Genomic DNA, 26166 nt, shown 5'->3' with positions numbered 1-26166 from the left:
TTTAATCTATTGTGATCCCGATGTTCCCAAATTGGCTGCCTTCCTGCATTCTGGTATATGCTTCATGTGCTTGTTCTATAGGATATGTCCGGTCAAGCACGGGCCGAAGTTTATATTTTTCCATAAAATGCAGCATTTCATGAAATTCATCACTGCTTCCCATTGACGTTCCCAATATATTGATTTGCGGAAAGAATAAAGAACGCAGTGGAAAACTGAGATTATCACCCGAACTTGCACCAAAGCTGACAATACGGCCGTTCGGTTTCACATGATCAAAGTATTCTGAAAAGAGGGCCGGGCCTATGCTGTCGAGAATGACATCAGCTTTTTGTCCTTGAAGATGTTCAGACCAATTGCTGTAACTGTCAAAAGCATGGTCAGCTCCTAATTGTATTGCTCTCTTTCTTTTCTCCTGGCTTCGAGAAGTCACGCTTACAGTTGCTCCAATTGCTTTAGCCATTAATAGCGCGTAGGTTGCAACGCCGCTTCCAATTCCGGGTATCAAAATATGCTCGCCTTTTTTTAATTGGGCCTTTGTAAAAAGTGCTCGATATGCGGTCAGAGCTGATAATGGCAAAACGCCTGCTTCCTCCCAGGATAGATAAGAAGGTTTTTTCACTGCGTTTTGTGAAGGAATGATCACGTATTCAGCAAGTGTTCCGTTTGAAGGGCCTCCCAAAATATCAGGAACAGGAGGTGCATCATCTGTTCCTTCCCAATTCAATGTCGGTAAAATCACCACTTCTGTATGAACAGCCAGATCATTTACACCTTCACCGACCGCTTCAATCATGCCAGCACCGTCAGAGCCTAGAATAAACTCAGGATTTTGTTCGGTTTTATTGTTCATGAGAAACAGGTCCCGATGATTTAATCCGGCCGTTTTCAACTTTACTTTCACTTCTCCGTATCCGGGATTTTGAGAAGGGATGTCCTGATACACTAACCCCCGAAGTCCGCTTTTTCCGTTATGAACAACCGCTTTCATGCCGTCAGCCTCCTAATTCCTCGTAATCAATGACCTTCACATATTTTACACAGCGGTTTTCTTCAAGTAAAATGAACAAAAATGATTGTCGGTATCACTTTTAATCATAGCAAGAAGGTGACAGCGTGTGGAAAGTGGAGAATTAAAGATATTCCGGGCTGTTGCCCGTGAAGGAAGTATATCAAAAGCAGCCCGGCAGCTGAATTATGTTCAATCTAATGTAACAGCAAGAATCCATAAGCTTGAAACAGATCTGAATATCAAGTTATTTCACCGGACAAATCGTGGAATGAAGTTAACGGCTGCGGGGGAAAACCTATTACAATACGCAGATCAAGTGTTATCATTATTAGACGAAGCTGAGAAATCAGCACAATTAAATCAGCATCCGAAAGGGCCATTGCGGCTTGGAGCATTGGAAACAACAGCGGTCACTCACCTGCCTGAACATGCAGCTTCATTCCTCAGACGTTTTCCTGAAGTTGATTTATCAGTGAACACAGGTGATACGCACAGTTTGGTTCGGCAAGTTCTAGATCATAAGGTGGATGGCGCTTTTGTGTACGGTCCTGTTGAATACACGGATATCAAACAAATTCCTGTTTCCCGTGAGGAATTGGTGTTAATATCACCGGAGGAAGGGGCGATAGAGGACATGCTTCGGTTGCCAATGCTCTTTTTTGGAACCGGCTGCTCTCATCGCGATAGGGTCAAAAGATTACTTGAGGAAGCAGGTATTCAACAGCAAAAAATCATAGAATTTGGCACATTGGAAGCCGTTATCAGAGGTGTTTCCGCTGGTTTGGGGACGGCGCTGCTGCCAAAGTCGGCCATTACCTGCTCAGCCTATCGCCAAAGGGTTTACGTTCACCACCTTCCCGCATCATATCAGGATATGACGATCGTATTTATTTACAGAAAAGACTTTTTTATGACCAGTGCATTTCAGCGGTTTATTGCAGAATTGAATGAGACCAAATTTATTCCATCAGTCTAATCAAAAAGAGAAGATTCAGAGGGATGCTTGGATAGATTTTTGTTTTCGTAAGCTGGAAACTATTTTCAAAAAAGCATTAAGGGATTTGAATTGATTAGCTGATAAACCTTTATGCGATTCAATTTGTTGTCTGGCACATGTCTGGATGTTATATTGAACGGTATTCGTACCTTAAAGAGTTTGCGAGGACCGCGAGCATGATTAATCGTCCATAGAAAAAAACTGTACTCGGCAAAAACGAGTACAGTTTTTCTTTTTTATTTATGTTTCAAATTAATTCCGATTGCTGCGCCGTTTCTGCTTGAATCAGCTACTCCTTTGAAGGTGCCGTTTTCACGGTCGATAAAAATGCTTTGCACGTTTCCGATGTCCACTGGACTTGTGCCGAATTTATGGCCCATGTCTTTTAATTTGCTGAGTGCATCCTCTGGAACTCCGCCTTCGTATCTGTAGGAGCTCATACTGTTTGTGTAAATTCTCGGCTCTTCAACCGCTGCTTTTAATTCCATTCCATATTCGATATTATAGAGGATGGTTTGCAGCACGGAAGAAATAATCGTTGCCCCTCCAGGTGATCCGACGGTAAGAACTGGTTTGTCATCTTCAAACAAAATCGTCGGAGTCATGCTGCTTAAAGGCCGCTTGTTCGGCTGAACTTCGTTGGCTCCGCCTGGAACCGCATCAAAATCTGTTAGTTCATTGTTTAAAATGACCCCGTAATCAGGAACCATAATGCCTGTTCCAAACAGCTGTTCAATTGTTGTGGTATAGGAAACAACATTGCCCCAGCGGTCCGCGACGGTAAAGTGTGTCGTTTGGCCGTCTACTTTATCACTCGGCTGTTCGACTTGCTTATAGTTTGCGGTTCCTTCTTCGTATTTCCAAGGATCACCGGCTTTTGGTTTTTTGTTGACTTCATCTAAACTGATTAATTGCTGGCGCTCTTTTATATAGTCGGGGTGAAGCAAACCTTTGAGAGGAACATTTACAAATTCGGGATCGCCTGCATAAGCCGCACGGTCAGCGTAAGACAAATGCATGGTTTCAGCGAGCAGATGATATTTTTCCCATGAGCGGATATCATATTGTGAAAGGTTAAAATCATCGAGAATGTTCAGCATTTGCAGTAAGAAAACGCCGCCAGAGCTTGGAGGAGGAGTCGTTGCAATTTGATAGCCTTGATATTCCCCCCAAATCGGTTCGTCAATTGTAATATCATAATTTTCTAAATCTTTTTTGGTCATTGATCCCCCGAAATCCTGAACCGTATCAGAAAGGGCTTTGGCGAATTTGCCTTCATAAAAGGCGTCTATGCCTTTCGAACGAATGAGCTTAAAGGTTTTGGCCAAATCTTTTTGAATGAGAGTATCACCTTCTTTAAGCGGCTCGCCATTCGGCAGAAATACATCCTTTGCGGCAGTCCGTGATAATTTTTCCTGATAATCAGAAATCGCATTTGCTAACACTGAATCAATCGGAAAGCCTTTATCAGCGAGTTTAATAGAGGGGGAAATTAATTGTTTCATCGAACGGGTTCCCCATTTATCCAAAGCTTTTTCCAGCCCTTTCAGAGTACCCGGAACACCAACGGCAGTACCTTTTGTGACACGTTCGGAGAAAGGTATCGCTTTGCCGTTTTCATCGAGAAACATATCCGGAGTTGCGCCTGCGGGAGCGCGTTCGCGGCTGTCGATGATCGTCGTATCTTTTGTTTTTCCGTCATACACCATCATAAAACCTCCGCCGCCAATGCCTGACATCATCGGTTCTGTGACATTAAGCGCAAACTGAATGGCAACCGCCGCGTCAATGGCATTTCCGCCTTTTTTCAAGACGTCAGCCCCGATCTCTGAAGCGAGAGGATGCGCAGTTGCAACCATTCCGTCTTTGCCTACATCTACTTGCTTGTACTCGTCATAGCCTTTGGGCGGCTTTTTAGCTTCCGCGTGAAATGGAGCACTTCCAGCGACTAACAGAACACTAAGCAGGGCTGCTAAACAGACGTTCCATGTTTTTTTCATGTTCTCCCTCCTATTAAGCTGTTATGTTACAATCTTAGCGTAAAAAAAATACAGCGGTTTCACAAGTGACAAATGGTATATTATCTATAGCATTCAGCCATATTTCTGTGTGAAATTGATTATATTGGGGTGAGTCATGTGCTATAGTAGAACCATCGATTGGATCATTGAAACAGAAAGGACCCCCCATATGTATCTAACCATTAAAGAAACAGCAGAATATACAAATCTTTCAGAGGATTATATTAAAAATTTGGTACTGGAAGGAAAAATACGCGCCGTACATGACGGTGATCAATTTTTAATTTATAAAGGACAATTCAAAACACATCTTGAACAGCTGGAAAATTATAAAGCGCTCGTGCAGGAAATATTAAATGAGCCGATTCCGGAAGATGTCGATGTGAAGGATGAAGACTAGGACGCAATTTCAAATTGTGTCTTTTTTTGTATATTTTTTTAAGAGCATCTCAAAAAGTGAAGCGTCAGATTGCGTTTTAAGGACCTTTTTAGGAAGGGATAGAGTAATTTGTCTCAATGATCAGAAAAGCTCCATATAAGTCTGAAAACACCTTTTAAGAGGATAGGGTGTTTCAAGAGATCTTCTTCCTACTTATGTAACACTATGTATATTATGTTACATAAGTGCTCCCGGACTTTGACATTCAACGTTTTTCCGCTATAATAGTAACATAGACCTCAAAACGTTACATAACGGTTTTTAAGGAGTTTTTTGATGCATATTGTACAGCCGATCCGCAGTTTAGAGAAAATTCAAGATGTAAAACATTATTTACGCAGCAAAAACAAGCGTGATTATTTTTTGTTTATTTTCGGCATTAATAGCGCGCTCCGAATTTCTGATATTTTGCCACTTCAAGTGAAAGACGTCAGAAATAAAGACCATTTATGGGCGACTGAAAGCAAAACTAAAAAGAAAAGGAAGATACTCATTTTAGAATCTTTGAAAGCAGAAATACACGAGTATACGAAAGATATGAAAGAAAATGAATACCTATTTAAATCGGTCCGAACCAGAAAGCCAATTTCACGCATTCAGGCATACAGAATTTTAAGAGAGGCAGCCGAAGCGTGCGGACTTGAGGAAATAGGGACCCATACGCTCCGGAAAACATTTGGCTATCACTTCTACCAGCGGACAAAAGATATCGCTGAGCTGCAGAGAATTCTTAATCATTCATCACCCTCAATTACAATGCGTTATATTGGAATCGATGAAGATACAACAAGAGCTGCTTATAAGGTATTTGGAGGGCTGTAAATCAAATGGCTTGAAAATCGTGACAATCGGAGCTACTATATAGATATCAAAAAAGCTCTAGTAGCACAGCGGATAGTGCAGCAGTTTCCTAAACTGCAGGTCGGGAGTTCGAATCTCTCCTAGAGCGTAATAAAAACAAAAAGGCAATGGTGGTTGATACGTCCATTGTCTTTTTTATTCTCAATATAAAAAAACGCCCGGAAAACGGGCGTTTTTTCTTATATAACTGCGTCAAAGCGATTTACTTTCCACTTTTTGTTCTCTTTTACAAATGTCACTTTCCGTTTTGCTGAAGGTGATCCGTCCAAAGTAGGAACGGTAAATTCATATGTGACTGTGCCGCCTTTTTTAGAAATGAGTTTAGCGGTTGATTTTTTCCAATTCAAGAGATTGTCTCCGTCACCGATCGGAACAGCCAGTTTCCCTTTTGAAACAATAAAATGATAGTCTTTAAAGCCTTTTTCAATCGCTAATTTTGAGAAAATAGGTGTTAAGTAATTCACAGCTTTTTCTTTTGTGCCAAGGTCACTGCACATGTATACGTACTGAAGATTTTGATGCTCAAATGTGCCTGATGGGCAAACTGCTTTCTTCGCTTTTGGATTGTGTCCGCTCATTGTATTCCAAAAATGCTCTCTAGCTGTTAGTGCCAGCTGCAATGCTTGTTTTTGTGATAAATCCCCGGATGTGTTTTTCGCAAATGCATTTGTGTTTAATGACAGAATAAGTGCAATAGTGGTTAGAAACAGAAGATATTTTTTCAATGTGGCTCTCTCCTTTAAAATCTCTTTCTCTTATGTTACAAATGTTACAATAGTTACGTTTAGATTACAATACTTTTGCATAAATTATTTTTTTATTCTTTCATCTCACCAAAAGACTATGCTTTATCGTGCTAGCTTATTCTTGATGCTTCAAAATGTGTAAAAATAGGAGAATCGGGAAGGGTTTCATAAGTACTGTGGTGAATAGTTACATGTTGCGTGTCGTGTTCATTTCAAAAGAAACGGGAGCACGTTAGTGAAACGAGTTTAAATAAAGGAGTCATTACATATGGAAACATTACAAGAAAATCCCGTATCTAAGAAGAAGAGCAATCCATCTGTTTGGCGGTCCATGTCACTATTTTTAGTGCCGCTCCTTCTGAGCAATGTGCTGCAATCAATCGGCCAGTTAGTCGGGATGGTCGCTGTGGGCAGATGGCTTGGTGTAGATGCGCTTGCAGCTGTTTCATCCTTCTTCCCGCTGTTTTTTCTTCTCATTTCATTTACGATCGGCATCGGTTCCGGCAGTTCCATTCTTATCGGGCAAGCCTATGGGGCAAAAAATGAGGAACGGTTAAAGGCCGTTGTCGGAACAACACTGACATTCACCTTTTTATTAGGAATTGTGTTAGCTGTGATCGGCAGTATATTCACCTTAGATATTCTGCGTCTCATGGGAACCCCGGAAAATGTAATTGATGTAAGTGTTAGGTATGCGCGTATCTTATTTTACGCAATGCCATTTATGTTTTTATATTTTGCCTATACCACATTCTTGCGGGGAACAGGCGATTCTAAGACACCGTTTTATACATTGATTGTAAGCACAGTCATCAATATAGCACTTTTACCGATCTTCATTCTCGGCATGTTCGGTTTGCCGAAGCTGGGCATTTACGGTTCTGCTTACGCAACCGTTATTTCTACAATTGTTACCTTTATCGTATTATTGGTGTATCTGCGGAAAACGAAACATCCGCTGCAATTTGATAAGACAGTGCGGCGTTATTTGAAAATGGATAAGGAACTGCTGGCGCTTCTGCTGCGTCTTGGAATTCCGTCAAGCATCAACATGATTCTCGTGTCGCTATCGGAAATAGCGGTCATTTCATTCGTCAATCATTATGGCTCTGATGCGACAGCAGCATATGGCGTGGTCAACCAGGTAGCCAGCTATGTGCAAATGCCGGCTGTCAGTCTGGGTATCGCGGTATCTATTTTCGCTGCTCAATCTATTGGAGCGAATGAGTTTGACCGGTTAAAGCAAGTAATCCGAGTCGGCATTTGGCTGAATTATATCATTGGCGGTGTGTTGATTGTCCTTATCTATCTTTTTGCACATCAGATTTTAGCGTTATTTTTGACCGAGAAAGATACACTTCATATTGCACACAAGCTTTTAATGATTACATTATGGAGCTATTTGCTGTTTGGAAATGCACAAATTATTTCTGCGACGATGCGTGCAAGCGGAACGGTTTTATGGCCGACTCTCATCAGTATTTTTGCCATCTGGGGAATCGAGGTGCCGGTTGCGTTTGTTCTGTCCCACTACACCAAGCTTGAAATACTCGGCGTCTGGGTTGGCTATCCGGCTGCGTTTGCCGTCAGCTTGCTTTTGATTTACGGGTATTATCAATTCATTTGGAAAAAGAAGCAGATTACACGTCTGATTCAATAAACTCCAAAAAAACACTGTTCATTTTTAGCAGTGTTTTTTTGTTTACGTAAAGACTAAAGGGAAAACATAAAATGGAGGAAATATTGCGCACAGAATTGAATGTATTATATAAGCATTGAACTAAGGAGAGGTTGAGTACATATGACAAATTATATTGAAAAGATGACGTATTTAGGAACACCAGCTGTCAAAGCGGGTAATGAGCACTTGGAAATGATAGTTGTGCCTGAGTGGGGAAGCAACGTCATTTCTCTCGTAGACAAGGAAACAAAGCTGCACCTTTTACGTGAACCGGAAACAACCGATAGCTTTCATGACACACCTACATTGTATGGAATCCCTATTTTGTTTCCGCCTAACCGCATAAGTGACGGAACGTTCAGCTTCCGGGGCAGAACCTATCATTTTGATATCAATGAAAAAGATAAACACCATCACCTTCACGGCTTTCTCTATGATAAAAAGTGGGACATCATTACGATGAAACAAACAGATGAAGAAGTGATTATAGAAACTGAAATTGATCTATCGGACATTCCCCATGTTTATAAACAATTTCCGCATCATGCCGTTGTACGGATGAGGTACATTTTAAATGATAACACTCTTCATAAGCATGCAACGATCATGAATAAAGGGGAGGACGCATTTCCTTGGGGGCTTGGTTACCATACGACATTCGTTTTCCCGGAAGAGAGCTCTTTATTTTCTCTCACAGCTGATCAGCAATGGGAATTGGATGAACGTTTAATGCCGACCGGAAAGCTGGTAGATATACCGAATCAGGAAGCTTTACACGAAGGAATGATCTTGCGGCAGCAGCTTGATGATGTCTATTTATCTTCTTATCAGAAGAGAAGGGGAGAAAATCAGGCTGTCATTTACCATCAGCATGCACATCTGAATATGATCTACAAGGCGGATGAACAATTTAAACATTGGGTTGTGTATAATGCTGATGGAACACAAGGGTATTTGTGCCCAGAGCCTTATACATGGGTGACAAACGCAGTTAACCTTGATCTCCCTTCGTCACTCACTGGCCTACAAGTGTTAGAGCCCGGTGAAGAGACGACAGTCAAAAGCAGCATCACGATTGAACGTAATCATCAATAGCCAATCAGGAGAGGCGGGATAAGAAAATGGGTAAAAGCATAAAGCTTTATTTTGTGATATTGCTGCTTTTCACCTTTGCTTCCGTTCCATATATGCACCATGCTGCACAAGCGACTGAAGAACAGGATACACTTGCCGGGCAGATTGAAAACATTTTAGCCAATGAACCTGCTTTAAAAGGCGCAACGGCCGGCATTACCATCCGTTCTGCCGAAACAGGCGCCGTCATATACGAGCATTTAGGGGATGTCCGGATGAGACCCGCCTCTTCTCTAAAGCTTTTTACAGCCGCCGCGGCACTTTCTGTTCTCGGTGAGGATTATTCTTTCACGACAGAAGTGCGGACAGACGGCCGCCTCAAAGGTCAAAAACTGAATGGCAACCTTTATCTGAAAGGAAAAGGAGATCCAACACTTTTACCATCGGATTTTGATCAAATGGCCGAAAAGCTGAAAAAATCCGGTATTAAGGTCATTAAAGGCAATCTTATCGGCGATGACTCATGGTATGATCATATCCGCTATTCGCCAGATTTGCCATGGAGCGATGAATACACTTATTACGGCGCCCAAATTTCAGCACTGACAGCGTCTCCAAATGAGGACTATGATGCAGGCACTGTGATAGTAGAAGCAAGTCCGGGAAAGAAAGAAGGACAAAAGCCAGCAATATCAATTTCACCAAAAACGGATTATGTAGCAATTGAGAATGAGGCGAAAACAGTTGAGGCGGGAAAAAAGAAAGAGCTTTCTATCGAAAGAGAACACGGAACCAATACTATTTCGATTAAAGGGAGCATACCAGTTGATGCAAGCAAGACAAAAGAGTGGATTTCCGTCTGGGAGCCGACAGGATATGCTTTAGATTTATTTAAGCAAGCCCTCAAAAAACAAGGCATTACAGTAAAAGGGAAAATCATAATGGGCACAGCGCCCGACTCTTCTGCCGTACTGGCCACTCATTACTCAATGCCTTTGTCAAAGCTATTTCTTCCATTTATGAAATTAAGCAATAACGGACATGCCGAGGTACTTGTCAAAGAGATGGGGAAAGTGGAAAAAGGAGAGGGCAGCTGGGAAAAGGGTCTTGAAGTGCTAAACAGTACGCTTCCGAATTTCAGCGTTGATCCCAAAACACTTATTTTGAGAGACGGTTCCGGGGTTTCTCATATCGATGCCGTATCATCAAACCAAATCACAAAGCTGTTATATGACATCCAAGGTGAAAAGTGGTTTCAACCTTATCTACATGCTCTGCCGGAAGCGGGAAACAGTGACAGGATGATAGGCGGAACGCTGAGGAACCGCATGAAAGACACCCCAGCACAAGGAAAAATAAAGGCAAAGACCGGATCGTTAAGCACTGTCAGCTCTCTGACTGGCTACGCAGAAACAAAGAGCGGAAAAACGCTGGTTTTCTCTATTCTTCTAAACGGTTTGATTGATGAATCGGATGGAAAAGACATTGAAGATCAAATTGCTGTTATTTTGGCAAATCAATAAAAAACCTGTTTTCCACGAAAACAGGTTTTTTTATATGTTTTTACATTATTCCGTTTATGTATGTGACACTGAGGTGGAGAACGATTTAACATTAGCCATATAAAATCAAAAGAATAAAGAAAAATTCTAGTGATGAAATACTATTAAAAAAAGCTACTTTTATAACTTTACATTCGGAATCCTCTTAAAATTAATCAAGAAAAATAAATAATTAATACTATATTCAAAAAAATGTTATAAAAATTTTATATTTTTTATTGTACTTTAAAAAAATTCGGTTAATATAATGCATATATGGATGATATAGACATATAATTTCTTTTTATTGTAATTATTTCAGTTTCTTATCCTCTTATAATGAGAATTGGAGGGAATTCGTTGAAAGAATATACTTATGGTTTAACTCATGCCCAAAGGAGAGTTTGGTTTACTGAACTGTTAGAGTCTGGTACAAGCATCTGTAATCTGACCGCCTGTGTAAAATTCAGGGGTGATGTTGATCTTGATGCTCTTCAGTTGGCTCTGAACCTTTCAATTTCCCGTAATGATGCAATCAGGTTCCAGCTGACAGAAGGAATTGAATCGGAGTCAGAGCCTCGTCTGTATCTTGCAGAAAACAAAGAATTATCACTTGAAATAATAGATTTTACAAATGCTGAAATGACAGAAACAGAGCAATGGATTCATGATCAAGCCAGAATTCCGTTTACGCTGCTTGACTCGCCTCTGTATCAATTTTATCTCCTTAGAATCCACCCTCATGAGATTTGGCTATATGCGAAATTCCATCACATTATCATGGACGGCATCTCTTTAAATTTGATGGGAAATCAAATTATTGATCTGTATCAAAAAATTAAAAAAGGGGAGCCTATACCCGATCAAAAAGAGCCGTCTTACCTTAGCTACATAGAAAAAGAGAGGCAGTACTTACAATCTTCACGTTTTGAAAAAGACCATTTATTTTGGACGCAAACCTACCAACAGCCGCCGGTGTACCACTCACTAACCGGACAGAGCACTTTACAAAAGCAGAGTACCTCCGCATCGAGAGATACCATCACACTTTCACCTTACCTTGCACATTCCATCCAAGCTTTTTGCGAAGAACAGAAAATCAGTATGATTTCCTTATTTATGGCTTCATTTTACATATGTATCAGCCGCCTCACCTCTAAAACGGACCTTGCAATCGGAACCTACTATGGAAACAGGGGGTCAAAGGCGGAGAAAGAAATGCTTGGCATGTTTGTCAGCTCCCTTCCAATCAGAAAAACGGTTGATTCTGACGCCGATTTTCTTTCCTTTGTGCGCAGTGTCGGCAGAGAACAGCTTTCAGTCATGCGCCATCAAAGATTTCCTTATAATTTGCTGGTGAATGAATTAAGAAAAGAACACAAGGATTTACACAACCTGATTGGTATATCTATGCAGTACCATCCCCTTCAATGGAAAAAAGCGGATGATTTAAATTATGAGACGGCGCTTTATTTCAGCGGATACACCGCGAACGAGCTTTCTGTTCAAATACAGGAGCGGATAGACACTGGAGCCATTCAATTAAATTTCGACTATCAACATATATTATTTTCTCTTGAGGACATTAAACGGATTCAGCACCACCTGCTTACGTTGCTGGAAAACGCGCTTCAAAATCCTCATCGTACTATAAAAGAATTAGATATGGCAGAAAAACGTGAGAAAGAAAAAATTTTATATGAATTTAACAGAACGAAAGCTGTTTCGCCTGCAGCTCCGACGCTGCACGGGCTGTTTGAACGTCAGGCGGCTTTGACGCCGGAGCGGACGGCCTTACGCTTTTCTGGCGGCTCGCTGACTTACGCACAGCTTGACATGTACGCCAACAGGCTGGCAGCGCGCCTTACGGCGCACGGTGTCACGAAGGAAAGCATTGTCGGTGTTCTAAGCGAGCGTTCGCCGGACATGCTGACAGCCGTTCTCGCCGTATTAAAGGCAGGCGGGGCTTATTTGCCTCTTGATCCTGTATATCCAGAGGAGAGGCTGAGCTATATGCTGAGAGACAGCGGGGCAGCATTGTTGCTGACACAGCCGGGATTAAAGGCACCTGATTTTTCGGGGAAGACACTTGAAGTGGATCTGACGGCTCTTGCGAATGAAGAATCCGAATATCACTCTCTTCATCAAGCGGACTGCGATTCTCTCGCCTATGTGATCTATACGTCGGGCTCCACTGGACGGCCGAAAGGAGTCGCCGTTGAGCACCGCCAGGCGGTTTCCTTTCTGACCGGCATGCAGATGCAGTTTCCTTTAGAGGAAGACGACATCATTATGATGAAAACGTCTTTTTCCTTTGATGCCTCTGTCTGGCAGCTGTTTTGGTGGACGCTTTCAGGTGCTTCGGCCTATCTGCTTCCGTCCGGCTGGGAGAAAGATCCGGCATTGATGGTAAAAGCTATTCGAGAGGAAAGCATTACAACGGCCCATTTTATTCCGGCCATGCTGAACAGCTTTTTGGACCAAGCGGAAATCGAAGCACCGGGAAGCCTGAAGCGCGTATTCGCCGGAGGTGAACCGCTGGCCCCTCATACGGCAGCCCGTTTCGCTTCTTCGCTGCCCGAGACATCGCTGGTTCACGGCTACGGGCCGACAGAAGCAACTGTTGATGCGGCATTTTACACGTATGATCCTGAGCTGGACAGGGATCGCTTGCGTCTTCCGATCGGAAAACCTGTGCCTGGCGCGCGTCTGTATGTGTTAGATCCGCATGTATCCGTACAGCCTGTCGGCGTAGCGGGAGAATTGTATATCGCCGGAGCCGGCGTCGCCAGAGGCTACTTGAATCGTCCGGAATTAACAGAAGAACGTTTTCTAGATGATCCATTTTATCCGGGTGAACGCATGTACAAAACGGGTGATTTGGCGCGCTGGCTGCCAGACGGACAAGTGGAATTCCTCGGCCGTCTGGATAACCAGGTGAAAATCCGCGGCTACCGGATTGAGCCGGGAGAAATCGAAGCGGCGCTCAGAAGCATAGAAGGCGTGCGGGAAGCGGCTGTGACTGTTCGTACAGAAAGCGGCGAGGCGGAATTATGTGCGTATGCAGAAGGGCTCGGAAGAAATGAAGTGCGCAAGCAGCTTGAGACATTGCTTCCGGGCTACATGATTCCTGCTCATATCATTGAGATGGAACAATGGCCGGTTACCCCGAGCGGGAAGCTCGACCGAAAAGCGCTACCTGCTCCTGACGGAGCGGCAGATCGGGAAATCTACTCGGCGCCGAGAAACCTGACAGAGATGAAGCTCTCCCAGCTGTGGGAGGAAGTGCTGAAAAGCGGCTCTGTCGGCATTCACGACAACTTTTTTGACCGGGGCGGCCATTCCTTAAAAGCCACCGCGCTTGTCTCCCGGATCGCCAAGGAATTCGGCGTCCAGGTGCCGCTGAAGGAGGTATTTGCCCATCCGACGGTAGAAGGTTTGGCTTCTGTCATCAGCGAAGGAACGGAAAGTCCGTATGAAGCCATTAAGCCAGCAGAAAAACGCGAGACCTACCCGGTTTCCTCTGCCCAAAAGCGAATGTATGTGCTCCAGCAGCTGGAGAATGGAGGCACAGGCTACAATATGCCGGCGGCCTTGGAGCTTGAAGGAAAGCTGGATCTTACAAGAATGGATGTCGTATTTAAAAAGCTGATCAAACGCCACGAGTCACTGCGGACGTCCTTTACAACGGACACAGACGGCGAGCCGGTTCAGCGCATCCATGACGAAGTGCCGTTTACATTCCACACCTCTGTGCTTTGCGGACAACCTGAACAGGAGGCCGCGGCAGCGTTTATCCAGCCGTTTGATCTCAGCCAAGCTCCGCTGTTTCGGGCGGGGATCGTCAAGGTATCAGACGAGCGGCATCTATTACTGGTCGATATGCATCACATTATTTCAGATGGTGTTTCGGTCAATACGCTCATTCGGGAATTCGGGGAGCTGTACGCCAATCAGGAGCTACCTGCGCTTCACATTCAATATAAAGACTATGCCGTATGGCAGGAGGCCTTTAAAAAAGGAGACACGTACAAGACGCAGGAGGCGTACTGGCTGAAGCAGCTCGAAGGCGAGCTGCCTGTACTGGACCTGCCGGCTGATTACGCCCGGCCGCCGGTGCGAAGCTTCGCGGGTGATCAAGTTTCATTTACGCTCGATCAAGAACTCACAGCCGGGCTTCACAAACTCGCACGCGAGAACGGAAGCACCCTGTACATGGTGCTCCTGGCAGCTTACACAGCGTTATTGTCACGCTTAAGCGGACAGGAAGACATCATCGTCGGGTCACCTATTGCCGGACGTCCTCACAAGGACCTTGAGCCGATACTTGGAATGTTCGTCAACACCCTGGCGCTTCGGGCACGCCCGGAGGGCGGGAAGCCATTTGCGCAATTTTTGCAGGAAGTTCGCGAGATCGCCTTGGAAGCTTACGAACACCAGGATTATCCGTTCGAAGAGCTTGTCGACAAGCTCGGCGTAACGCGGGATATGAGCCGAAACCCAGTGTTTGATACAATGTTTATTCTTCAAAATATGGACAAGCAAGACATTCATCTTGGAGACATAAAAGCCCGGCCTGCAAATGTCATTCATCAAATTTCTGTATTTGACATGACGTTGATTGCAGATGAATCAGATGGAGTCATCAAATGTGACATGGAATTTAGTACCGACGTATTTATGAGAACGACAATTGAACGCTGGGCGGCTCATTTTACCGAATTTTTGCGTGCTGCCACGTCAAATCCTAATACCACTCTCTCACAAGTGAATATACTCAGCGAAAAAGAAAAACAAAAGATTTTGATAGAACTCAACAAACCTCACGTTGAATGTTCTCAAACTGATACCGTTTTTCATCGCATGTTTGAAAAGAGGGCTGAAGAGACACCGGAGCATATAGCTGTTATTGACGGTGAAAAACAGATCAGCTACCGCCATCTCAACGAAAAAGCCAATCGTCTGGCGCGCACACTGCAAGAAAAAGGAAAAGAGAAGCAGCCAATCGTTGCTGTTTTAGCGGAGCGATCCATTGATGCTATTGTTGGTATTTTAGCCGTTATGAAAGCCGGCGGCGTGTATATTCCGATAGATTCTCATTACCCAAAAGCCCGGATTGAATATCTTCTCAAAGATAGCGGGGCTGAAATTCTTCTTTTACAAAATGAAGTAAAGCATTTGATTTCAGGCTCAGATATAGGTGATATTTCTCGTGTCTGTCTTGATGATGAAAGTTCCTATGAAGCAAAAAGTTGCAATCTTGCTTCGTCTCCTGTCCCGGAGGACTCGGCATATATCATTTATACGTCAGGAACAACCGGTGCGCCTAAAGGCGTTATCGTTACGCACCGAAACTTTGCTCATGCTGTTCTTGCTTGGCGCAGAATATATCAGCTCGATCAAATGCCTGTCAGGCTGCTTCAAATGGCGAGCTTCTCCTTTGATGTCTTTTCAGGAGATTTGGCGAGAACGCTGGCCAACGGAGGGACTCTAGTCATTTGCCCTGATGACACAAGGCTTGAGCCTGCTGAATTATATGCATTGATGAACCGCCAGCGTATCACGATCATGGAGTCAACGCCGGCACTCATTGTCCCATTTATGGAATATGTCTACCGCAATCAGCTTAGTCTTTCTGACTTAGACATTCTTATTCTTGGTTCGGATATAGTGAAAGCTCATGACTTCCAAACAATGGCGGAGCGTTTCGGAGGCAAAATGCGGTTAATCAATAGTTACGGGGTTACAGAGGCCACGATCGATTCAAGCTACTATGAAATGAATATGGGTGAAGAGTATTCGGGAGACAGCGTACCGATCGGCATCCCGCTTCCCAATGTAAAACTGTACGTACTCAGCCAGACTGATCAAATACAGCCGATCGGTATTGCCGGCGAGCTTTGCATCGGCGGAGCCGGCGTTGCCAAGGGCTATCAGGGAAAATTTGAATTAACGGATAAGAAATTTACAGAGAATCCATTTGTGCCTGGAGAAAGACTGTATAGAACAGGGGATCTGGCCTGCTGGCTTCCAAACGGCACTCTCAGACTTCTTGGCCGGATAGATCACCAAGTAAAGATAAACGGGTACAGAATCGAAACAGAAGAAATTGAAAGTGTGCTCCTCCAAACAGGACTTGTGAATGAAGCGGTTGTTACGGTTCAAAGTGATACGAATGGACAGGCTCGTTTGGCAGCTTATATTCTGCCGTCAGATGCCGATACAACGGTTCTCCGCGGTGCTCTATCAAAAATGCTGCCGGCATATATGATTCCTGCGCATATCATTCCTTTGGAAAAGATGCCGCTGACATTAAACGGGAAGCTGGACAGAAGAGCTTTACCGGCACCAAATGAAGCTTTCTCGCGGCCGTATACTGCACCGATCAACGAATTGCAGGGAATGACAGCGCAGATTTGGGAGGACGTGCTGAGCGTGTCTCGAGTTGGCATTCACGACTCCTTTTTTGAGCTTGGAGGAGACTCTATTAAAGCACTGCAAGTGTCCGCCCGGCTGGCAGCTGAAGGCTGGAGCATGACTATACAGGATTTATTCCGCTATCCAACAGTTCATGAGCTGAGCGGCCATATCACACCATTGACATCTCAGGCTGAACAGAGGCCTATCGAAGGTGAAGCGGATCTCACACCGATTCAGAACAGATTTTTCGATCAGCGTCATGCTTTTCGTGATCATTACAACCAATCGGTCATGCTTTTCAGCGAAAAGGGGTTTCATGCCGACGCGCTTCGTCAAGCGCTGCGAAAATTGACTGAGCATCATGACGCGCTTCGCATGGTGTTTACACAGAATCATGCCGGGCGTGTCGTTCAGTACAATCGCGGCATTCAGATCACTGAAAACGAACTGTTCGGATTACACGTGGCAGATTGGACAAAAGAACAGGCAAAAGGCACACTCTTGGAAGAAAAATTTGCTGCTGAGGAAATCGTGCTTCAAAGCAATATGAATGTAAAAGAAGGACCTTTGCTGCAAGCAGGCTTGTTTAAAACGATAGAGGGAGACCATTTGCTGATTACGATCCACCACCTCGCTGTAGATGGCGTTTCTTGGAGGATTCTGCTTGAAGATGTAGCTGCAGCCTACCAACAGTCTTTGGAGCAAACAGAGATCAAACTGCCGCCGAAAAGCGATTCTTATTTATCATATGCCAATGGTCTGGCACAGATAGCCGGAAGCCGGCAATTGTTATCAGAAATAACATATTGGCAAACGACTTTGGATGCTCATAACGTTTTTCTGCCTAAGGACAGGGCTGAGTCGGACAGGCATCAAAACAGTGCTGAAACAGCTGCGTTTGTATTAGCCAGTGACTGGACTAAAAAACTGCTGTTTGAAACGCAGCAAGCCTATGGGACTGATGCCAACGAACTTTTGCTGACTGCCTTAGGAATGGCGCTTTACGAATGGAGCGGACACGAACAAATTGTAATCAGCACTGAGGGCCATGGAAGAGAAGGACATGTTCCGAATATTGATATTTCACGAACAGTAGGCTGGTTCACTTCTATTTATCCTATCCTTCTGGACATGAGTGTACCGCATTCATCCGAAGATCAGCTCGGTTACAGAATCAAAGCGACAAAGGATAGGCTGAGAAGAGTGCCGCATAAGGGAACGGGCTACGGCTTATTAGTCCAAAAGGGAGCCATACAGCATAAAGAGCCTGAGATCAGCTTCAATTATCTTGGACAATTCAGCGAAGATGAGAGTTCGGATTTGTTTCAACTGTCTTCTTATCAGCCTCGTTACGAAATAGCTGGGGAGAGAGAAAGAGAGTACGAGCTCGATATGAATGCTTTGATAACAGATGGGCATCTGCAAGTCAAAGCAGTTTACACCCGTGTGTTTCACGAAAACACCATTCAGTGTTTGATGGACAGCTTTCACAGTCATCTTATCGAGATCATTGAGCATTGTACAAAGAAAAAAGAACGAGAAAAAACGCTGAGCGATTTCAGCAACAAAGAATTAACGACATCCGCATTATCTAGCATCGAAAATCTCGTTAAAGGTCTTTAACTTTTGGAAAAGGTGTGTGGAATTGATGACGCAAGCAACACAGATCCAAGATATTTATCCGTTATCGTACATGCAGGAAGGGATGCTGTTTCATTCACTGCTTGATTTCAGCTCTAAAGCTTATATGGAACAAACCTCGTTTACCATTACAGGCAGCCTGTGTATCGATTCGTTTCAAAAGAGCTTAAATCTTCTTGTTTCCCGATACGATATTTTCAGAACCATATTCATTAAGGAGGTGCCGGATCTCACTGGGCCGCAGCAAGTTGTGCTGACAAACCGTGAATTAACCGTACAAAGGGAAGATCTCTCTCACCTGAAACATGGTGAGCAGCTTGCTCTGATAGAAGACTTTATGCAGCAGGACCGGGAAAAAGGGTTTCACTTGCAAAAAGATCCGTTAATGCGGCTTACGCTTTTTGATAGAGGAGACAGCACATATACATGTGTCTGGACACATCACCATATCATCATGGATGGCTGGTGCTTGGGCATCATCCTCAAAGAATTCTTCAGCATGTATGACTCACTTAAAAATAACAGGCCTGTACAGCTCGGAAGCACGGTGCCGTACAGCCGTTATATTGAATGGCTCGGAGAACAAGATAAAGAAGAAACCGCTGCATACTGGAGAGATTATCTGCAGGAGTACGGCAAGACCGCTTCTATTCCCAAGCTAAAAAGCCGCTCAGCGAACGAGGAATATGAACCCGCACATATCCGTTTTTCTTTGGATCAGGCTATCGTTCAGAAATTGACAGCAGCTGCCCAAAATTGGGGTGTTACATTAAACACTTTATTTATGAGTCTATGGGGTGTTCTTCTCCATCGGTACAACGGAACCGATGACGCGGTCTTCGGCTCTGTTGTTTCCGGACGTCCGTCTGCAATTGACGGGATCGAATCAATGGTCGGCTTGTTTATTAACACCGTTCCAGTGCGTATTCAATCTGCAGAGAAAATGGCGTTTTCTACGCTTGTCAAATCCGTGCAGGAGGATACTTTACGCTCTGAGCAGCATGGTTATTATCCGCTTTATGAGATTCAAAACCGCAGTGCTTTGAAGCAAGGATTGATCGATCATATTCTTGTCTTTGAAAATTATCCCGTACAGCTTCAGCAGGCAGTCAATAGGCAAAGCGAAAATGACGAAAACGCATTGAAGCTCGATGACATTTCTATGTCAGAACAAACCAACTATGACTTTAACGTTGTCATCGTTCCAGGTGAATCATTTTATATTAAATTCAGCTACAATGCCGCCGTTTATGAACGGGAAGAGGTGCTTCGGATTCAGGGGCACCTCATGCAGGCAATGGATTGTATTTTGTCAAATCCGGATATTGCTGTCGGAAACATCAACATTGTGCCTCCTGAAGAACAAAAGCTCATTCAATCGTTTAACGAAACGGAGTGCCATTATCCAAACAAAACGGTATCTCAATTGTTTGAGGAGCAGGCTCTCAAAACACCTGACGCGGCTGCTTTGAGAATGGGAGATGAGTGCCGGACATATCGGCAATTAGATGAAAGAGCCAATCAGATTGCGCACGCCCTGATAGAAAAGGGAGCTGGATCTGGCGGGATTGTCGCTGTGATGATGGAACGGTCAATGGACATGGCTGCTGCCCTGCTTGGAATTTGGAAAGCCGGCGGCGCTTATCTGCCTCTTGACCCAAGTTATCCGAAAGAACGGCTTTCTTTTCTGCTGCATGACAGTCAAGCAGCTCTCTTACTGACAGAAGAAGAACTTATTTCATCCATCCCGTCAGGCTATAAAGGCAGTATTGTGACATCAGGACATACAACACATTACAGAACGGATTCTCCTGATGCATCGATTGGTGAGCTTGCCTACCTGATCTATACGTCAGGAACGACAGGACGGCCAAAAGGTGTGCTCGTTGACCATCAAGGAATTGCAAATACCTTGCAGTGGAGACGGGAAGAGTACGGCATGAGGAAAGGGGATACAGCACTTCATCTGTTTTCCTATGTTTTCGACGGCTGCGTGACGAGCTTGTTTACTCCGCTTCTGTCCGGTGCATGCGTGCTGCTGACAACAGAGAACGAAGCGAAGGACGTGCTCGCCCTTAGACGGAAAATAGCTCAATACAAGGTCAGTCATATGCTTATTGTTCCTTCCTTGTACCGGGTGTTATTAGAAGTGCTGACAGCTGAAGATGCACAAAGTCTTCGTATCGTGACATTTGCGGGCGAAGCAGTGACTCCCGACCTGCTAGAGTCTAGCAGAAAGATTTGCCCCTCCGCTGAACTTGCAAATGAATATGGACCGACAGAAAACAGTGTGGCAACAACAATACTTCGGCATCTGAACGAAAAAGAGAAAATCACGATCGGACGCCCGATTGCCAATACAAAAGTATATATTTCACAAGGAGATCAGCTGCAGCCGATAGGCGCGGCGGGTGAATTGTGTATTTCAGGCGCGGGTCTCGCACGGGGGTACTATAAGCGGCCAGAGCTAACAGAGAAAGCATTCACAGACCATCCATTCCTCAAAGGGGAACGCTTATATCGAACCGGAGATGCAGGGCGCTTTCTGCCTGATGGCACGATTGAATATGTTGGACGTTTTGATGATCAGGTAAAAATCAGGGGATATCGCATTGAATTGAGTGAGATTGAAACTGTTCTTCGGCAAGCACCTGGAGTGAAGGAAGCTGCGTTGCTTGCCCGTGATGTGTCTGATGAGGAAAAGGAACTCGTTGCTTATATCGTTCCGGAAATGGGAAACGGCCTTCCGAATCTGCACCAGCATCTAGCCGGTACATTGCCGTCCTATATGATTCCAGCAAGCATCATCAAAGTCACTCAAATGCCGTTAACATCCAGCGGGAAGCTCGACCGTTCCGCACTTCCGGAACCAGAAAACACAACTAGCTTAACGTACATGCCGCCACACACTTTAATGGAAACTAAACTGGCACGCATTTGGGAAGAGGTACTGAACAGAAATCAAATCGGTATTCGCGATGATTTCTTTCAATTAGGCGGACAGTCCTTAAAAGCAGCCACACTCGTATCAAGAATACATAAACGGCTGAATATCGAGCTGCCGCTCAGTGACGTTTTTTCTTATCCGACCGTGGAAAGCATGGCAGCCAAACTGATGAGTTTCCATGAGCATGCTTTTACGCAGATTGAACCTGCGGATTATAGAGATGTTTATCCGCTGTCTTTCTCGCAAAAAAGATTATACGCTCTCTACCAGCTGGCAGATGACAGCACAGGCTACAACATGCCGGCAGTACTGGAACTGCGAGGACATTTGGATCGCGGGAGATTGAGAAAAGTTCTCACAGAGCTTGTGAATCGGCATGAATCATTGCGTACTTCATTTGAACTGAACAACGGTGAGCCAGTGCAAAGGATTCATCCGGCGCTGACAGCTGATCTGAAAGAGCTTGAAATTGAATCAGAACAAATGCTGCAGTCTGCGATCTCGTCCTTTATCAAACCGTTTGATCTAACGGTTGGACCGCTTTTTAGAGCAAGCTTGATATCTCTTGAAAAAGAAAGAGCCTATTTGCTGCTCGATATGCATCACATCATTGCTGACGGAATCTCTATGAGTACACTCGTCCAAGAATTCACTGATCTTTATTGCGGAAAAGAGCTTCCAGCTTTAAACCTGCACTATAAGGATTTTGCGGTTTGGCAACAAGAGAAGTTCCCGGAAACGCATTACAGCAAACAGGAGGCCTACTGGCTGAAGCAGCTTGGCGGCAGCCTTCCAGTATTGGATTTGCCGCTTGATAAAACGAGGCCGCTTCTGCCTGATTTCAGCGGCGGGACATTTGAAGTAAACATTGATAAAAGAACAGCGGAAGAACTGCACCGCTTGATGTTTGAAACGGGAACGACGATGTATATGCTCCTTCTGTCTGTCTATTCCATCATGCTTTCCAAACTGAGCGGACAGGAGGATATGGTTGTCGGCTCGCCTGCTGCCGGGAGACCGCACGCTGATCTGGAGCGGGTCATCGGGATGTTCGTCAATACATTGGCTATGCGATGCCAGCCTGAGGGCCACAAAACGTTCAGCTCTTATTTGCAGGAAATTCGCGAACTTGCTCTGACTGCATACGAGCATCAGGATTATCCTTTTGAAGAGCTCGTCAATAAACTTGAAACGAAACGGGAGATCAATCGCAATCCGCTGTTTGACTCGATGCTCGTGCTTCAAAACAGCGAAGATTTCCGGTTTGAAGTGCCTGGTTTATCTATCTCGTCTGTAACCCCGTCACACAATGTATCTAAATTCGATTTGACATTACACGCCGAGGAGCATTTCGATGGCATTCGCTGCCGCTTCGAATACAGTACCGCGCTGTTTGAAGAAGAGACCATTGCTAGATGGGCCTCTCATTTTATTGAGCTGGTGAAAGGAATAACCTCTGACATTCATATGAAGCTTTCGGAAATGCAATTGCTGTCTGCTCCAGAGCGCGAATTGCTACTTGAAACGATGGGTCAGTATGCTGACTATCCAAGAGAAGAAAGCATCGTTCATTTATTTGAAAAACAAGCAGCTCAACATCCCGAACATACCGCAGTGGTATGCGATCATATACGGCTGACTTATCGTGACTTGAATGAAAAAGCAGAACGGACAGCGGCTATGCTGATGAAACAAGGAGTCCGATCCGGGGATATTATCGGTTTATTGTTTGATCGATCGCCTGATATGGTGATTGGTGTTTTATCTATTCTAAAGGCCGGAGGGGCATACTTGCCGATTGACCCTGAATATCCTCAAGAACGCATCAGCTTTATGCTGAATGACAGCGGGGCAAGAATTCTCTTGACAGAGCCCGGACACAACAAACCGGCGGATTACCATGGGCAAATTTTATATCTGAATGACGCCGAAAACGAATTGATTTCGCCTGATTTGAAAGTGCAAGAAATATTAGCAGACCAGCCAGCTTATGTGATTTATACATCTGGAACCACTGGGCAGCCAAAGGGCGTCGTTGTCGAGCACCGCAATGTGATGAGTCTATTGAAGCATCAGGATTTGCCTTTTGATTTTGGCAGTGAGGACGTATGGACTTTATTCCATTCATATTGCTTTGATTTCTCAGTATGGGAAATGTTCGGAGCGTTGCTGAATGGAAGTACGCTGGTTGTTGTCTCCAGAGAAACAGCCCGCGATCCGAATGCATTCCGCTTATTGTTAAAAAAAGAAGGCGTCACAGTACTCAATCAGACTCCAACTGCTTTTTACGGACTCATTCATGAAGAAGAAAACCATACGGACCGATTACATGTGCGATACGTTATTTTCGGCGGAGAAGCTTTACAGCCCGGCATGCTTGTAACTTGGAACGAGAAATACCCTGATACTGATCTGATCAATATGTACGGCATTACTGAAACAACTGTACATGTGACATATAAGAAATTGTCCTCAGCTGATATAGAAAAAAATAAAAGCAATATCGGAAAACCGTTGGCAACCCTTCAGGCTTATGTGATGGACGCTTATATGAATCTTCAGCCTACAGGAGTTCCAGGAGAGCTGTATATTGGCGGAGAAGGGGTAGCCCGGGGATATTTGAACAGAGATAATTTGACCGGGGCCCGATTTGTACCTAATCCTTATCTTCCGGGAGACAGATTATACCGGACCGGAGACCTTGCAAAGCGTCTGGCAAATGGAGAGCTGGAATATATGGGCCGCATTGATGATCAAGTAAAAGTGAGAGGACACCGCATCGAGCTCGGTGAAATCCAGGCTTCTCTGCTTCAGCTACCAATAATTAAAGAGGCGGCTGTCATTACAAGAGCTGATGAACAAGGACAATCCGCTGTCTATGCTTACATGGTTGCGGAAGATGGACAGGCTGTAAATGAAGCAGATATCCGTGCTGCCCTGAGAGCCGTTCTGCCTGATTTTATGGTGCCTGCCCGTTTGATCCAGATTGACAGCATCCCGCTGACGGTTAACGGCAAGCTCGACCAGAAGGCCCTGCCGGAACCAGATAAGCGGGCTCTAGCTGAGAATGATATCAGCCCTAGAAATGAGATTGAAAAGGCGATGGCTGACATTTGGGAGGAACTGCTCGAAGCGGAGGAGATAGGTGTCAGCGCGAATTTCTTTGAGCTTGGAGGGGATTCAATAAAAGCGTTGCAGGTGTGTGCGCGGCTGAAGCAGCGAGGCTATGAAACGACAGTGCGTGAGATGTTTGAGCATCAGACGCTTGGTGAACTGTCGGCTCGCGTTCGCAAAGCTGTTCGCGTAATTGACCAAACGCCCGTTGAAGGTGAGCTGCCTTGGACACCTGTACAGCAATGGTTTTTCTCACAATCATTGGAAGCCCATCATTTTAATCAATCCGTTATGCTCTACCGGGCTGAACGGTTTGATGACATTGCACTCAGAAAGGCACTGAAAAGTTTGGTGACTCATCATGACGCACTGAGAATCATATGCCGTTACAAAGATGGCAAGCCTGTACAGGTTAACAGAGGACCAGATATTCCAGATGAGGAGCTATATGCCTTTGAACTGTTTGATGTAAGAGATCACCACTCAAATACAGCAGGTGATTCACAGGGCTTATCAGCCGAAGCACGCAAACAGATTGAAGAGATGGCAAACCAAATTCAGCAAACCATTCGATTGGAGACTGGCCCTTTGCTTCATGCTGGTTTGTTTAGAGCCGAAGATGGGGACCATGTGTTTCTGACGATTCATCACTTAGTCATTGATGCCGTTTCATGGCGCATTTTATTTGAGGATTTTTCAATTGCTTACGAACAGGCAGTCTCAGGAAAACCCATCGAACTGCCGGAAAAAACAGATTCATATTTCACCTATGCACAAACATTGGCTGACTATTCAAAAAGCCGGCGTCTGCAGCGTGAAATCGCGTATTGGAAAGAGCGGGAGGATCGGCATATTGAACCAATTCCCAAAGATCATTCGATCATATCGAACTCATTCAAAGATACAGAAGTAATTGATTTCGAGCTGTCCCGTGAAGACACAGAATTGCTGTTAACTGCTGCTAACAACGCATACAACACGGAAACAAATGATATCCTTCTGACTGCTTTAGGCCTAGCTTTGCAGGAATGGACGGGACTTGACCATTTCAAAATCAGTATGGAGGGCCACGGCAGAGAAGATTATCTTGACAATATTGACATGAACAGAACAGTTGGCTGGTTCACTTCAATTTATCCTGTATGGCTTGATATGAGTGATTCTGACTATACGAATGAAGGTGAGCGGCTGGGGCGATACATTAAACAGACAAAAGACATGCTGCACCGCATACCGCATAAAGGCGCAGGCTATGGAGTGCTGAAATATATCAACAAGATATGGGATGCTGAGTACAGCAACCCGGAAATCAGCTTTAATTACTTAGGCCAGTTTGATCAGGATGTTCAATCAAAGGCTTTTGAGATTTCTGATATTAAGACAGGGAATGAAATCAGCCCGGATTGGGAGCGGCCTTATGTGCTTGATATCAGCGGAGCCGTTTCATCAGGGTGCCTGCACATGCACATCATTTATAACGGACTTCAATTTAAGAAACAAACCATACAGGCATTAGCCGATCATTTTAAACATGCGCTTGAAAACATAATCCAGCATTGCACGGGCAAAGAAAACCGTGAATGGAGTGCCGCTGATTTTACTGATGAGGAATTAACGCTGGAGGATTTAAGTGAAATTATGGGAGCCGTCAACAAACTATAGGAGAGGAGAT

General features: G+C 44.5%; 11 protein-coding genes and 1 tRNA gene. 9 read left to right on the top strand and 3 right to left on the bottom strand.

Translation table 11 applies throughout. The features are described 5' to 3' along the window. Nucleotide 1 precedes the first annotated feature (1 nt). Nucleotides 2-991, bottom strand: coding sequence for a zinc-binding dehydrogenase (locus tag NSU16_RS09900; RefSeq protein ID WP_339192593.1), 990 nt, complete (start codon nucleotides 989-991; stop codon nucleotides 2-4). 127 nt (nucleotides 992-1118) lie between these two features. Between NSU16_RS09900 and NSU16_RS09895 the strand changes: the two genes are divergently transcribed. Then, a complete protein-coding gene (locus tag NSU16_RS09895) occupies nucleotides 1119-1988 on the top strand; it encodes a LysR family transcriptional regulator (RefSeq protein WP_339192592.1) in 870 nt (289 codons plus the stop codon). Nucleotides 1989-2245: 257 nt separating this feature from the next. On the opposite strand, the gene ggt is transcribed toward NSU16_RS09895, so the two are convergent. Further along, on the bottom strand, nucleotides 2246-4009 hold the full coding sequence (gene ggt / locus NSU16_RS09890; RefSeq protein WP_326217515.1) for a gamma-glutamyltransferase: 1764 nt from the start codon (nucleotides 4007-4009) through the stop codon (nucleotides 2246-2248). 190 nt (nucleotides 4010-4199) lie between these two features. On the opposite strand from ggt, the gene NSU16_RS09885 reads away from it, so the two are divergent. From NSU16_RS09885 to NSU16_RS09875, 3 genes are all read left to right on the top strand, one after another. Then, nucleotides 4200-4430, top strand: a complete 231-nt coding sequence (locus NSU16_RS09885) for an excisionase family DNA-binding protein (RefSeq protein WP_168747982.1) — start codon at nucleotides 4200-4202, stop codon at nucleotides 4428-4430. Between the two features lie 315 nt (nucleotides 4431-4745). After that, on the top strand, nucleotides 4746-5291 hold the full coding sequence (locus tag NSU16_RS09880; RefSeq protein WP_095713036.1) for a site-specific integrase: 546 nt from the start codon (nucleotides 4746-4748) through the stop codon (nucleotides 5289-5291). Nucleotides 5292-5345: 54 nt separating this feature from the next. Then, nucleotides 5346-5418, top strand: a tRNA-Arg gene (locus tag NSU16_RS09875). A 91-nt stretch (nucleotides 5419-5509) separates the two neighbouring features. Here the strand turns inward: NSU16_RS09875 and NSU16_RS09870 are convergent. Continuing rightward, nucleotides 5510-6055, bottom strand: a complete 546-nt coding sequence (locus NSU16_RS09870) for an IseA DL-endopeptidase inhibitor family protein (protein ID WP_339176767.1) — start codon at nucleotides 6053-6055, stop codon at nucleotides 5510-5512. A 289-nt stretch (nucleotides 6056-6344) separates the two neighbouring features. Here NSU16_RS09870 and NSU16_RS09865 point away from each other — a divergent pair, with 289 nt between their 5' ends. From NSU16_RS09865 to fenD, 5 genes are all read left to right on the top strand, one after another. Next, nucleotides 6345-7736 carry an MATE family efflux transporter gene (locus NSU16_RS09865; protein WP_229147370.1) on the top strand — a complete coding sequence of 464 codons (1392 nt, stop codon included), beginning with the start codon at nucleotides 6345-6347 and terminating at the stop codon, nucleotides 7734-7736. Between the two features lie 141 nt (nucleotides 7737-7877). Then, entirely contained in the window at nucleotides 7878-8852 is a 975-nt protein-coding gene (gene galM, locus NSU16_RS09860; RefSeq protein ID WP_339192589.1) for an aldose 1-epimerase, read from the top strand. Nucleotides 8853-8878: 26 nt separating this feature from the next. Then, nucleotides 8879-10354, top strand: a complete 1476-nt coding sequence (dacB, locus tag NSU16_RS09855) for a D-alanyl-D-alanine carboxypeptidase/D-alanyl-D-alanine-endopeptidase (RefSeq protein ID WP_339192587.1) — start codon at nucleotides 8879-8881, stop codon at nucleotides 10352-10354. Nucleotides 10355-10732: 378 nt separating this feature from the next. Beyond that, a complete protein-coding gene (gene fenC, locus NSU16_RS09850; protein ID WP_339192585.1) occupies nucleotides 10733-18415 on the top strand; it encodes a fengycin non-ribosomal peptide synthetase FenC in 7683 nt (2560 codons plus the stop codon). A gap of 25 nt (nucleotides 18416-18440) precedes the next feature. Further along, nucleotides 18441-26156 carry a fengycin non-ribosomal peptide synthetase FenD gene (fenD, locus tag NSU16_RS09845; protein ID WP_339192583.1) on the top strand — a complete coding sequence of 2572 codons (7716 nt, stop codon included), beginning with the start codon at nucleotides 18441-18443 and terminating at the stop codon, nucleotides 26154-26156. Nucleotides 26157-26166: the final 10 nt, after the last annotated feature.

The sequence above is a fragment of the Bacillus sp. FSL K6-1003 genome (assembly GCF_037964945.1).
Lineage (GTDB): Bacteria > Bacillota > Bacilli > Bacillales > Bacillaceae > Bacillus > Bacillus mojavensis.
The sequence above is the reverse complement of the archived record's forward strand: the minus strand, read 5'-3'. Positions and strand labels throughout refer to the sequence as shown.